Genomic DNA, 13,698 nt, shown 5'->3' with positions numbered 1-13,698 from the left:
ATCACCCATCTCCGCGGCCCGACGCGTCGAATCCACAATGTCGGTGAACAACACCGTCGCCAAAACCCGATCATCGGCCACTTCGGCTCGGTGGCCAGTGAGAAACTCGGCGAGCTCCTGGAACGAATCGCGCCATGGCTCCACGAAGTGGTACAGGTTGCGCCCTGGCAGTTCAACGTATTTAGCGCCGGGTATGTGATCAGCGACGTATTGGCCCCACGCGGTCGGGACCATTACATCGTCACCGTGCTGGAGCACAAGGGTTGGCACCCGGATCGTCGGCAGCACCGCCCGCACATCTACCTCGGTCAGTAGGGGTATCAAAAGACCGTAGGTTCGTGGGCTCGCGGCAAGTCGGTCATGTCGCGCGATCGCTGCGCCGATCTCTTCGTTCCACGGCATATCGGGATTGATCGCACGCCAGTATTCGCCCGTTCCCCAGATGGCTGCCAGCCCAGCGACGACCTCGTCGGGATCAATCCCATCGGTGCGTTCAGCGATGGGGTTGGCGTAGCCCTCCAGCACCACGAGCGCAGTGGTGCGAGCCGGATGTGTAGCGGCGAACAGAGCGCCTGGCGCCAAGGCTCCGGGTCCGGTGAGGAGTACCGCTTCATCGATTTCGAGATTGTCGAGCACCGCCGTGATGCTGTCGGCCCATTGCTCCAAGGTCGGCAGCGCGCCCGGCTCGACGGGATCGGATGCGCCGCTTCCGGGTTGATCGAGGAAGATGAGCCGACCGAGGGACGTCATCGCCTCGACCCAGCCACGAACCGCCGGAAGCTCTGGCAGCAGTTCGCAGCAGGTGAACCAATTCGGGACGAACACAATGTCGCGTTCACCCTTGGGCGACGCCCTGTACGCGACGCTCAAGTCCCCGTTCATCGCATAGCGCGTCTCCGAGAACATTGCGGAAGTGTAAGCCGACGATGCGCAAGTTCCCCCGTCCGGCGATCTCTTCGGTTTAGCGTGAATCATGAGAACAGCCGACCGCGCTTCATCAATTCCGACCGCCCGCAAGGTTCTTTGCCTCGCCTACGGTGCAATCGCGCTCGCCGCACTCATCGCGACGTGGAGCCAGGGTGGGCCATACTTGCACAGCGCCGGCGACTTCTTGGGTTCGTTTTGGCATGACACCAAGGCGAATTCGGCTTCTCGGTTCGTCGCGGCGGAAGCCCTGTGGCTGTCCGCTTCCGTAGCAATCTTGACCTTGCTCGAGGGCCGCAAGCATAAAGTGAAGTGGGTATGGCTTTACATAGCCGGATTCTTCGTTGCGGTCAGCGTGGCGTTTCCGCTCTTCCTGATTGCTCGTGAACTCCACATGCGCGATGAACCGCCCCGCCTGCGAAGCGTCGACACCCTCCTGCTAGCACTGATGACTACCGGGGTCGCTGGGCTGACAGCATGGATAGATATCGGACAGAACTGACCTTGCTTCGGTAGAACTAAGCTTCCCGGCAGCGTTCCCGCGGTCGTCATCCGGCTCAGTTGACGCCGCAGGCGGTCCAGCGCCAAATAAGCCCCGTCAATCGCATAAACGTCTGCGGCGTCAAAGGTGTGGGCCGGCAACTTGCGCACTTCGGCCTCCTGCTTCTCCACAAAGAGATTGGCCGCTGCGGCCACGTCGACGGGAGCGGGAGCGATTTGCGATCGGAAAACATTCAGTATTTTCTCGAGCATCGCGGTCCGACCTGCGATCAGTTGATCGATGCCCGGCGTGTTGTAGTCCCATCCCTGGGGCAGCCTGGGGGTCGACTTGAAGTCAATCTTCGCTGTCGCCCACGCGCCGCAGGTCTTGGACCGACCGTCGGACTGCGTGGCGGGTTTGCCGCTGGTACCGGCCGTCGGCGTCGACGACTCGCCCGATCCCTTGAAGAAGATCGCCGCCGCGATGAGAGTGCCCGAGAACAAGATGGCGGCAACCACGGCGATGCCGAACCACGGATGCCGGGGGTCGACGGCGGCCCGAAAGGCAGCGGTTCGCCGGGCACATTGCGATCCACAGCCCGATCGTAATTCGTCAGTCGCTCGACGAAGCCCAGGTCCAGCCGGAGATCTCGGGATCGTCCTCGCCGTGCTCACGCGTGTAACGGCGGGCCGCGATGCGGGCATCGGCCATCCGCTGACGAAGCACCGCGGCCCGGCTACCCAGTCCTTCGACCCGGTCGATCACATCCATCACCAGGTGGAAACGGTCCAGGTCGTTGAGCATCACCATGTCGAACGGGGTCGTGGTGGTGCCACGCTCCTTGAAGCCGCGGACATGCAGATTGTCGTGGCCCGCGCGCCGGTAGGTCAGCCGGTGGATCAGCCACGGATAGCCGTGGTAGGCGAAGATGACCGGCCTGTCCTGGGTGAACAGCGCGTCGTACTCGCGGTCGGGCAAACCGTGCGGATGCTCGGAGTCCGGCTGCAAGCGCATCAGGTCCACCACATTGACCACCCGCACCCCGAGGTCGGGCAGTTCGCGCCGCAGGATCGCGGCCGCCGCCAGCGTCTCCTGGGTGGGGATGTCCCCGGCACAGGCCAGCACCACATCGGGATCACTGGTGTCAGTGCTGGCCCACTGCCAGATGCCCAGACCCCGGGTGCAGTGGGCGATTGCGTCGTCCATGTCGAGGTAGGCCAGCGCCGGCTGCTTACCGGCGACGATCACGTTGATGTAGTTGCGGCTGCGCAGGCAGTGATCGGCCACCGACAGCAGCGTGTTGCCGTCGGGCGGCAGGTACACGCGGGTCAGCTCGGCGCGTTTGTTGGCGACCAGATCGATGAAGCCGGGATCCTGATGCGACGCGCCGTTGTGATCCTGACGCCAGACATGTGAGCTCAGCAGGTAGTTCAACGAGGCGATCGGCCGCCGCCACGGCAGCTCCAGGGTGGTCGACAGCCACTTCGCGTGCTGATTGAGCATCGAGTCGACGATGTGCACGAACGCCTCGTAGCAGTTGAACAAGCCGTGCCGGCCGGTCAACAGGTATCCCTCCAGCCAGCCTTGGCAAAGGTGCTCGGACAGCACCTCCATCACCCGCCCGTCCGGCGAGAGATGGTCGTCGTCGGGCCCGGTGGCCGAGAGCCACACCTTGCCGGTGGACTCGAACACCGCGTCCAAGCGGTTGGAGGCCGTTTCGTCCGGGCCCATCAGCCGGAACCGGTCGGGATTGCGCTTGATCACGTCGCGCAGGAAGGCGCCGAGGATCCGGGTGGCCTCGTGCATTTTGGTCCCGGGGTCGGTGACCTCGACCGCGTAGTCACGGAAATCGGGCAGGTCGAGGTCGTGCAACAGCAGCCCGCCGTTGGCGTGCGGATTGGCGCTCATCCGGCGATCGCCGGTGGGCGCGGCGGCTTTGAGCTCCGGGCGCAAAACACCGTTCTCGTCGAACAGCTCATCGGGGCGATAGCTGCGCAACCATTGCTCAAGCTGGGCGCGATGCTCGGGATTGTCGTGCGTTCCCGACAGCGGGACTTGGTGGGAGCGCCAGGTGCCCTCCACCCGCTTGCCGTCCACCTCCTTGGGACCGGTCCAGCCTTTGGGCGTGCGCAGCACGATCATCGGCCACACCGGCCGTTCCGTCTCACCACCGTCGCGGGCGGCGCGCCAGATGGACGCGATGTCATCGAACGCATCGTCCAGGGCGGCGGCCAGCTGCTGATGGACGTCGGCGGGGTCGTCGCCCTCCACGGTGATCGGCCGGTATCCGTAACCCTGCATCAGCGCCTCGAGTTCGGCGTGCGGGATGCGCGCCAGCACGGTCGGGTTGGCGATCTTGTACCCGTTGAGGTGCAGGATCGGTAGCACCGCGCCGTCCACCGCGGGGTTGAGGAACTTGTTCGAATGCCAGCCGGCGGCCAGCGGCCCGGTCTCGGCCTCACCGTCACCGATCACGCAGGCGACCACCAGATCGGGATTGTCGAAGGCCGCACCGAACGCGTGCACCAGCGCATATCCGAGTTCGCCGCCCTCGTGGATCGACCCTGGCGTCTGCGCCGCCACGTGGCTGGGAATGCCACCCGGAAAGGAAAATTGCCGGAACAGCTTGCGCAGTCCTTCGGCGTCTTCCTCGATGCCGGTGTAGACCTCGCTGTAGGTGCCCTCCAGGTAGGCGTTGGCCACCAGCCCAGGACCCCCGTGGCCGGGCCCGGTGATGTAGATGACGTTGGCGTCGCGATTGCAGATGACCCGGTTGAGGTGCGCGTAGATCAGGTTCAGGCCGGGCGTGGTGCCCCAGTGCCCGAGCAGCCGGGGCTTGACGTGCTCGGGCTCCAGCGGCTGCGCCAGCAGCGGGTTGTCCAGCAGGTAGATCTGGCCGACCGACAAATAGTTCGCCGCGCGCCAATAGGCGTCGATGAGGGACAGTTCGTCATCGGAAAGGGTCGCGGGCGCAGTCTCTCGGCTCATGGGGCTCATCTACCCGATTGTTCAGCCCTCATTCTTCGCCGCGGGCCCGCGCCTCGTAGGCGCGACGCTTCTCGACGTCGATGTCGTCGGTGAAGACATGGTCGCCGCCGATCATCCGGTTCAGCGCCTCGGCAACCCGTCGCGGCCAGAATTTCTGCGAAACCACCATTGCCCCAGCGACTTTGGTGATCCGTAGCCGCGGCTTGGGTTGCGCTATCAGCGCCGCGACCGCCTCGGCGATCTCGGCGGGTTCGGCGTTGCGGAAGCCCTTCATCCCCGACGTCCCCGCGACCAGCTCGGTGTTGACGAACGTCGGCAGGATCGAGGAGAACTTCACCCCGGCCGACCGATATTCGAGCCTCGCGGAGTCCGTGAACGCCAGCACCGCGTGCTTGCTGGCGCAGTAGGTGGCCAGCCCGACGATGTGCATCTCACCGGCCAGCGAGGCGATGTTGATCACGTGGCCCTGCCCGCGCGGCACCATCCGCTGGGCCGCCAGCTTGCTGCCCAGGATGACGCCGTACACGTTGATGTCCAGGATGCGCCGGGTGACGGCGTCGGGTTCGTCGACAATGCGCCCGACCGGCATGATGCCCGCGTTGTTCACCAACACGTCGATCGGTCCGAGCTGACGTTCGACCTGGTCGAGGAAATCGGAGAACGAGGTCGGGTCGGTGACGTCGAGCTTTCCGTAGACCTCGAGCCCGAGGTCCGCGCCGGACTCCTTGACCGTCGTCTCGTCGATGTCGCCGATGGCAACCTTGGCGCCCAGCTTGTGCAGCGCGGTCGCGGTGGCCAACCCGATGCCCCGTGCGCCGCCGGTGATCACTACGACTTTCCCGCCGACTCTGGCGGCGACCGATGCCGTGTCTGCCACTTTCCGTCCCCTTTTCGGATTGCCCTGGTTAGCAGGGTACTAGTAACCCGCGCTGCCACGTAATCGCTTGCCCGACAATAGCTTTAGCAACCGGAATGGCCGCATCGACGATAGCTGGGGGCCGCCGAGTACGGTGTGCTCATGCCCGGCGGTTTGCTTGATGCGGTGCGTGTCGTCGACTTGTCCGACGGCAAGGCCGACACGGTCACCCGATTGCTCGCCGACCTGGGCGCGGACGTGCTGAAAGTGGAACCGCCCGGGGGCAGTCCGGGGCGCCGGTCGCTGCCCGCCGTCGCGGGTGCGAGCATCCCGTTCGCCGTGCACAACGCCAACAAACGCAGCACGATCCTGGATCAGGACGACGACGGCGACCGCCTGCGCCTGCAGCATCTCGCCGCCACGGCCGACATCCTGGTCGACACGGGCCGCGCCGCGGACTACGGCGCCCCGGCCGCCGAACTCGCCGACCAATACCCACATCTGGTGGTGTTGTCCATCAGCGACTTCGGTGCGACGGGCCCGCGGTCGTCGTGGCGCGCCACCGACGCGGTGTTGTATGCGATGGGCGGGTCGCTGGCCCGCTCCGGCCCCACCGTGGGCACCCCGGTCTTGCCGCCGGAAGGAATCGCCTCGGCGACCGCCGCTGTACAGGCGGCCTGGGCGGTACTGGCCGCCTATTACAACAAACTCCGCTGCGGCACAGGCGATTACATCGACTTCTCCCGCCTGGACGCGGTGGTGATGTCGCTGGATCCGGCCTTCGGGGCGCACGGGCAGGCCGCGGCCGGGGTTCGCAGCGGCTCCCGGTGGCGTGGCCGCCCGCGCAACCAGGACGCGTACCCGATTTACCCCTGTCGGGACGGTTACGTGCGGCTGTGCGTGATGGCACCGCGCCAGTGGCGCGGATTGCGTCGCTGGCTGGGGGAGCCGGACGACTTCCAGGACCCCAAATACGACGTGATCGGCGCCCGGTTTGCGGCCTGGCCGCAGATCAGCGCGCTGGTGGCGGCGCTGTTCGCCGAGCAGACCATGAAGGAATTGGTGACCGCCGGCCAGGAGCACGGCGTCCCGATCGCCGCGGTCCTGACGCCGTCGCGCATCCTGGCCTCCGAGCACTTCCAGGCCGTCGGGGCGATCACCGACGCCGAATTGGTGCCCGGCCTGCGCGCGCAGGTCCCCACCGGGTATTTCGTCGTCGACGGCCAACGGGCGGGCTTCCGGACGCCGGTCCCGCCCGCCGGGCAAGACCAACCGGGCTGGATCGCCGACGCAGTGCCGACGTCATCGCCGGCCGGAAGCAAGGGCGAATATCCGCTGTCCGGGCTGCGCATCCTGGATCTCGGCATCATCGTCGCCGGCGGCGAGTTGAGCCGGCTGTTCGGTGATCTGGGCGCCGACGTGATCAAGATCGAGAGTGCCGAGTATCCCGACGGGCTGCGCCAAGCCCGGGTCGGCGACCCGATGAGCGAATCGTTCGCCTGGACCCACCGCAATCACCGGGCCCTGGGCATCGACCTGCGCAGCGACGAGGGCAAGGAGACCTTCGGCCGCCTCGTCGCCGAAGCGGACGCGGTGTTCGCCAACTTCAAGCCCGGCACCCTCACCTCGCTCGGGTTCAACTACGACGCGCTGCGTGCGCTCAATCCGCGGATCGTGCTCGCCGGCAGCAGCGCGTTCGGCAACCGCGGACCGTGGAGCAGACGGCTGGGCTACGGGCCGTTGGTGCGGGCAACCACCGGAGTCACCCGGGTCTGGACGTCTGACGACGCTCCCGCCGACGGCGCCCGGCACCCGTTCTACGACGCGACGACGGTCTTCCCCGACCACGTGGTCGGACGCATCGCCGCGATCTCGGCGCTGGCCGCACTCATCCGCCGTGACCGGCGCCAGCAGGGCGCGCACGTGCACATCTCGCAGGCCGAGGCGGTGGTCAACCAACTCGACACGCTGTTCGTCACCGAGAGCCTGCTGGCCGCGGGCATCGCCGACGTCCGCAACGACACCAGCGTGCACGTCGTCTGCCCCTGCGCCGGTGACGACGAATGGTGCGTCGTTTCGATCACATCAGACGACGAATGGCATTGCCTGGCAGAAGTTCTGGAACGGCCGGGGCTACCGGCCGACGAACTGGTGGCCGCGTTGCACGACTGGACCGGCGCGCGCACGCCACTGGAAGTGGCCGAGACACTGCAGCAGCAGGGCATCGCGGCCGGGCCGATGCACCGGCCGCCGGACATCCTGGAAGACCCGCAGCTCATTCACCGCAAACTCTTCCACGACATGACGCATCCGCTGATCGCCCGGCCGTTACCCGCCGAGACCGGACCGGCGCCGTTCCGCCACATCCCGCGCGCACCGCAACGGCCCGCGCCGCAGCCGGGCCAGGACACGCGCGAAATCTGCGCTCAGCTCCTCGGCATGACCCCGGACGAGATCGAGCGCCTGATCGGCGACAAGGTGCTGTTCGCACCGGATTGAGAGGCACGATGCCCGCACTGTTTTTCGTCGACGGCCACTTCCACACCGCCGACCGCGCTGAACCCGTGGTGGAGGCGGCCACCGGCGAGCCCCTGGGCGACGGCGCCGTCGTCACCGAATCCGACATCGACACCGCGGTCGCGGCCGCGCGACGGGCGTTGCCCGAGTGGCGCGCGAGTTCACCGGACCACCGCGCCGCGATCCTGATCGCGATGGCAGACGCCCTCAAGGCGCGCGCCAAGCCCACCAGCGAGCTGGTCAGCCGCGAGAACGGCATGCCGATCGCCCTGTCGCGCGGCGCCAACGGCGCGTTCCCGCCGTTGCTGCTGCGGTATTACGCCCAACTGGTCACCGAGACACCCGTCGAGGAGATCCGACCCAGCATCACCGGGCACACGATCGTGCGCCGCGAGGCCGTCGGGGTGGTCGCCGCGATCGTCCCGTGGAACTATCCGCAGGCGCTGGCCGCGATGAAGGTCGCACCGGCGCTCGCCGCCGGTTGCACCGTCGTACTCAAGGCTTCGCCCGAAACCGCTTTGGACGCACTGGCTTTCGCCGAAGCCGCCGTCGACGCCGGGCTTCCTGCCGGGGTGCTGAACGTGGTGTCGGGCGGCCCATCGGTGGGCGCCTGCCTGGTGGCCCATCCGGGCGTGGACAAGGTCGCGTTCACCGGGTCGACCGCCACCGGACGCCTGGTCGCCGAAATCTGTGGCCGGCTGATGCGCCCGGTGACTCTCGAGCTCGGCGGCAAGTCGGCCGCGATCATCCTCGACGACGCCGACCTGGACGCGACGATGCGCGGATTGCGCAACGCATCCTTCGTCAACAACGGTCAGACCTGCCACCTCAGCTCGCGCATCCTGGCGCCCCGATCCCGCTACGACGAGATCGTCGACGCGGTGGCGGCGCTGGCCGACGGCCTCGCGGTCGGTGACCCGCTGGACCCGGCGACCGAGATCGGCCCGCTGGTCAGCTCGCGTCAGCGCGACCGGGTGCTGGACTACATCACCGTCGGCAGGGACAGCGGCGCCCGGTTGGTGGCCGGCGGATCGGTGCCCAAGGACCAGCCGCGGGGCTGGTTCGTGGCACCGACCGTGTTCGCCGATGTCGAGAACTCCGACCGCCTGGCCCGCGAGGAGATCTTCGGGCCGGTGCTGACCATCAGCGGTTACGACACTGACGATGAGGCGATCGCGCTGGCCAACGACACCGAATTCGGGCTGGCGGGCACGGTCTGGTCGGCCGACGTCGACCGGGCCACCACCGTCGCGCGCGCGGTCCACACCGGCACCATCGGGGTCAACGACTACGCGCTCGACGTGCGCGCGCCGTTCGGTGGCGTCAAGGCCAGTGGGTTGGGCCGGGAACTCGGACCGGAGGGTCTGGAGGCCTACCGGACGCTCAAGTCGATCTACCGCACCGGACCCGCCTGAGCCGCTCGCGATAGGTTTCAGGCATGCCCGTCGATCCGAAGACGCCGGTGCTGATCGGCTACGGCCAGGTCAACCACCGCGACGAAGTAGACCCTGACCAGCGCTCCATCGAGCCACTCGACCTGATGGTCACCGCCTCGCGGGAGGCCGCCGACGCCCGCGTGCTCGAGGCCGTCGACTCCATCCGCGTGGTCAACATCCTCTCGGCCCACTACCGCAACCCCGCGCTGCTGCTCGGCGAACGCCTCGGGATCGGGTCGTTCACCGCCGGATACAGCAGCGTGGGCGGCAACACGCCGCAGGCGCTGGTCAACCAGGCGTGCCTCGACATCCAGCAGGGCCGCGCGGGCGTGGTGCTGATCTCGGCCGCCGAGACCTGGCGCACCCGCAACGAGCTGAAGAAGCGGGGCGCCCGGCTGGTCTGGACCGAGCAGGATAACTCGGTGCCGATGCCCGAGATCGCCGACGACGACGTGCCGATGGCCGGCGAAGCCGAGATCCGGATCAGGCTGGACCGGCCGTCCTTCGTGTATCCCATCTTCGAGCAGGCGCTGCGGCTCGCCAACGGCGAGTCCGCCGACGAGCACATCAGACGCATCAGCGAGCTGTGGGCACGCTTCAGCGCCGTGGCGGTCGACAACCCCAACGCGTGGATCCGCCGCCCAGTGACCGCGGAGGAGATCCGGGAGCCCAGCCCCCAGAACCGGATGATCAGCTGGCCCTATACGAAGCTGATGAACTCGAACAACATGGTCGACCAGGGCGCGTCGCTCGTGCTGACCTCGGTCGAACAGGCCCAGCGCCTCGGCGTGCCGCCCGGACGCTGGGTGTACCCGCAAGCCGGCACCGACGCCCACGACACCTCGGCAATCGCCCAGCGAGGCGAGTTGCACCGTTCTCCGGCGATCCGGATCGGCGGGGCGCGAGCGCTGGAACTGTCCGGCGTGGGCATCGACGACGTCGACTATGTCGACCTGTACTCCTGCTTCCCATCCGCGGTCCAGGTCGCCGCGAATGAGCTGGGCCTGGCCGTCGACGATCCGGCCCGGCCCCTGACGGTGACCGGCGGGCTCACCTTCGCCGGGGGGCCGTGGAGCAACTACGTCACCCATTCGATCGCCACCATGGCCGAACTGCTGGTGGCGAACCCGGGCCGCCGCGGCCTGATCACCGCGAACGGCGGTTATCTGACCAAGCACAGCTTCGGTGTGTACGGCACCGAGCCGCCGCCGTCGGGGTTCCGCTGGGAGGACGTGCAGGAGGCAGTGGACCGGGAACCGACCACCACCGAGGTCGTCGAATGGGAAGGCGTCGGGACGGTGGAAGCCTGGACGACGCCGTTCGACCGCGACGGTCAACCCGAAAAGGCCTTCCTGGCCGTTCGCACCCCCGACGATGCCCGTGCCCTCGCGGTGATCAACGATCGCGACGCGGCCGCGGCGACACTGGACGAGGACTTCGCCGGCGCAAAGGTTGCTATCGCCGGAGACGGCACCGCAACGTTGCAGTAACGGGGTCACGGTAAAGACTCAAAAATACGCAAGTCACCGCAGCTTGCCTATTGTCAATGGGGGAGGTGAAGCCAGGTGCACGTGCTGCTTACCGACGCCACTAGCACGGTCGGGCGGTTGCTCGCGCGCCAGCTGATCGCCGCCGGGCACACCGTCAGCGGCATCGCCCCCTACCCGCACGAGTGCCTGGATCCCAACGTGGACCTCGTCTGCGCGTCGCTGCGCGACCCGGTGCTGGTGGACTTGGCCGCCGACGCCGACGTCGTGATCCATCTCGCTCCCGTCGACACCACCGCCCCGGGCGGGGCGGGCGTCACCGGCGTCGCCCACGTGGCCCACGCCGCGGCCCGCGCCGGATCCCGGCTGCTGTTCGTGTCGCAGGCCGCGGGCCGCGCGGAGCTGTACCGCCCGGCCGAGACGCTGGTGACCACCGGATGGGCGCCCAGCCTGGTCATCCGGATCGCTCCGCTGCTCGGCCGCCAACTCGACTGGATGACGTGTCGCACGGTGGCGACCCTGATGCGCACCAAGATCTCCGCGCAACCGATTCGGGTGCTGCACGCCGACGACCTGGTCCGCTTCCTGGTGCTGGCGGTCGGCACCGACCGCACCGGCGCGGTGGATCTGGCCACCCCGGACACCACCAACGTCATCACCGCCTGGCGGGTGCTGCGCAGCGTCGATCCGCGGCTGCGGTTGCATGGCGTCCGGGGCTGGGACCAGCTGGTGCCGGAGCTCGATATCGCTGTGGCGCAGGAAGATTGGAACTTCGTCTACGGCTGGCAGGCGCTGGACGCAGTGGTGGACACCGGCCGTGGACTCATCGGGCGCAAACTCGGACCCGCCGGCGCGGTCGTCGGGTCGGGCCAGCTGCCGCTGCCGTGGGAAACGCTGCCCCGGGTCGGTTCACCCGAGGGCCTCGACGGTGAGTTCGACGACCGGATCGATCCGCGTTTCCCGGTCTTCAGCGCCACCGGTCTTGCCGACTCGCTTCCGGGGCCCCTCACGCCCATCACGCTCGACGTGCAGATGAGCGGGCTGCGCGCGGCGGGGCAGGCGATGAGCCGGGTGCTGGCGCTCGGCGATGTGATCGCCGAGGAGTGGGCCAGCAGCGCGATCGCGGTGTTCGGGCACCGGCCATACGTCGGAGTGTCGGCCAGCATCGTCGCCGCCGCTCAGCTTCCCGGCTGGGACTCCCACGCCGTCGCCGAACGGGAACTGGGCACCGAACCTCCGGTCGACGAACTGCTGCCGCTGTGGCGACCGCCCAGCGGACAGCGGGGTTCGGTGGCCAAGGTGGTGGTGACCGCGCGCTCGCTGGCCCTGTTGCGGCACCTCAGAACCGACACCCAGGCCTACGTCGATGCCGCCACCGCCGAACACCTGGACGCCGAGGCGGTCGCGGCGCTGCCAGATGCCGCCCTGGAAGTTCGGCTGCGATTGCTGCGAGACCGCATTCACCAGGGCTGGATCCTCACGGCGTTGTGGGTGATCGACAGCGGCGTCACCGCCGCGACGCTCAAACACACCAGCGCCGCGGGCAGTGTGTCCGGCGTTGGGGTGATCATGGAAAGCGACCGCATCGCGAGCCAGACCGAAGCGCTGACCGGCCTGCTGCGCGCCGATTCGACGTTGCGCGCGCTCGCCCGCGAGGGCAACGTCGGTAGCATTCGCGCCCTGTCTCCGGCCGCTGCCGCCGCCCTCGACGCCGCCGTCGCCCAGCTGGGGCACCGCGGGCCGGGTGAGGCCGAGCTTGCCAGCACCGCGTTCGCCGACGACCCGGCGTTGCTGCTGACGTTGGCCGCCGAGAACGCGGAAGCCCCGACGGCCGTGCCGCCGGCCCCGGGTTCGTTGTCGCAGCGGCTGGCCGGAAGTGCGCGCAACTCCCGGGAACTGGCGCACGACACCACCATCCGCTTCACCCACGAGCTGCGGATGACGCTGCGCGAGTTGGGCGCTCGCCGCGTGGCCGCTGATCTGATCGACAGCGTCGACGACGTGTATTACCTGGTCTGCGACGAGCTCGTCAGCATGCCCGTCGACGCCCGGCTACGCATCAAACGCCGCCGGGCCGAGCGGGAACGGCTGCAGGCTCAGCACCCACCCGACGTCATCGACCACACATGGAAGCCAGCGGAGTAGCCGGGTCGGCCAGGCGGTCGACGTCGACCGTGGTCCTGGAGCGGATCAGTTCCTTGACGTCGTCGAGCACATCCCAGATGTTGACGTTCATCCCGGCCAGTACCCGGTTCTCCCCGTCCACCCAGAAGGCGACGAATTCGCGGCCGCCGACATCGCCGCGGAACACCACGCGGTCGGAGCCGGCGGCGTGTCCGGCGTACTCCATGCCGAGGTCGTACTGATCGGTGAAGAAGTACGGCAGTTCGGCGTACTCGGCCGGGTTGCCCATCATCCCGGCTACGGCAACGGCGGGTTGTTTGAGCGCGGTGGCCCAGTGCTCGGTGCGGATGCGGGTCCCGAACAGCGGGTGCTCCGCCGCCGCGATGTCGCCGACCGCGTAGATGTCGGGGTCACTGGTGCGCAGTGACGAGTCGACCAGCACACCACCGTCGCCCGTATCCAGCCCGCCCTGTTCGGCCAGCTCGATATTGGGTTTGGCGCCGACCGCGACCAGCACCGCGTCCGCGGTCAGCGTCGACCCGCCGGCCAGTTCGAGCCCGGTGGCCCGACCGTCGTCGGTGACGATCCGTTCGACCTGGGCTTCCAGCCGAAGGTCCACCCCGTGCTCGCGGTGCAGGTTGGCGAACACCCGCCCGACCTCGTCACCGAGAGCGGCCAGCAGCGGTTGCCGGGCCGACTCCACAACCGCGACCCGCACGCCGCGCTGGGCGGCACTGGCCGCGACCTCCAGTCCGATCCAACCCGCGCCTATCACCGCGAGTGAGGATCCGTCGGTCAGAACGGAATTCAGCGCGACGGCGTCGTGGTAGCTGCGCAGATAGTGCACCCCGGCGGCATCCGACCCGGGTATCGGCGGGCGCCTCG

At 68.1% G+C, this 13,698-nt stretch carries 9 protein-coding genes; 5 read left to right on the top strand and 4 right to left on the bottom strand.

Annotated elements, in window-relative coordinates:
• Positions 1 to 906, bottom strand: a 906-nt coding sequence (locus A9X01_RS08195) for an alpha/beta fold hydrolase (RefSeq protein WP_065120261.1), incomplete at its 3' end; no start/stop codon positions are given.
• 67 nt (positions 907 to 973) lie between these two features.
• On the opposite strand from A9X01_RS08195, the gene A9X01_RS28920 reads away from it, so the two are divergent.
• The gene (locus A9X01_RS28920) at positions 974 to 1,426 is read left to right on the top strand and encodes a DUF2834 domain-containing protein (protein WP_081282267.1); all 453 of its coding nucleotides are present in this window, start codon (positions 974 to 976) and stop codon (positions 1,424 to 1,426) included.
• 591 nt (positions 1,427 to 2,017) lie between these two features.
• On the opposite strand, the gene A9X01_RS08185 is transcribed toward A9X01_RS28920, so the two are convergent.
• A complete protein-coding gene (locus A9X01_RS08185; RefSeq protein ID WP_065120259.1) occupies positions 2,018 to 4,393 on the bottom strand; it encodes a phosphoketolase family protein in 2,376 nt (791 codons plus the stop codon).
• 28 nt (positions 4,394 to 4,421) lie between these two features.
• Positions 4,422 to 5,270, bottom strand: coding sequence for an SDR family oxidoreductase (locus tag A9X01_RS08180; RefSeq protein WP_065120258.1), 849 nt, complete (start codon positions 5,268 to 5,270; stop codon positions 4,422 to 4,424).
• Between the two features lie 141 nt (positions 5,271 to 5,411).
• Between A9X01_RS08180 and A9X01_RS08175 the strand changes: the two genes are divergently transcribed.
• From A9X01_RS08175 to A9X01_RS08160, 4 genes are all read left to right on the top strand, one after another.
• Positions 5,412 to 7,748, top strand: coding sequence for a CaiB/BaiF CoA-transferase family protein (locus tag A9X01_RS08175; RefSeq protein WP_065120257.1), 2,337 nt, complete (start codon positions 5,412 to 5,414; stop codon positions 7,746 to 7,748).
• 8 nt (positions 7,749 to 7,756) lie between these two features.
• Positions 7,757 to 9,181 (top strand): aldehyde dehydrogenase, encoded by a 1,425-nt coding sequence (locus A9X01_RS08170; protein ID WP_065120256.1) that lies wholly within the window; start codon positions 7,757 to 7,759, stop codon positions 9,179 to 9,181.
• Between the two features lie 23 nt (positions 9,182 to 9,204).
• Positions 9,205 to 10,692, top strand: coding sequence for an acetyl-CoA acetyltransferase (locus tag A9X01_RS08165; protein ID WP_065120255.1), 1,488 nt, complete (start codon positions 9,205 to 9,207; stop codon positions 10,690 to 10,692).
• Between the two features lie 75 nt (positions 10,693 to 10,767).
• The gene (locus tag A9X01_RS08160; protein WP_065120254.1) at positions 10,768 to 12,834 is read left to right on the top strand and encodes a Rossmann-fold NAD(P)-binding domain-containing protein; all 2,067 of its coding nucleotides are present in this window, start codon (positions 10,768 to 10,770) and stop codon (positions 12,832 to 12,834) included.
• Here the strand turns inward: A9X01_RS08160 and A9X01_RS08155 are convergent.
• Positions 12,803 to 13,698 (bottom strand): NAD(P)/FAD-dependent oxidoreductase (locus A9X01_RS08155; RefSeq protein ID WP_065120262.1); only part of this gene is annotated, 896 nt, incomplete at its 5' end. The two genes, A9X01_RS08160 and A9X01_RS08155, sit on opposite strands and share 32 nt — an antisense overlap.

Source organism: Mycobacterium asiaticum (genome assembly GCF_001668675.1).
Taxonomy (GTDB): domain Bacteria; phylum Actinomycetota; class Actinomycetes; order Mycobacteriales; family Mycobacteriaceae; genus Mycobacterium; species Mycobacterium asiaticum_D.
This window is presented reverse-complemented; position numbering and strand designations above follow the sequence as displayed.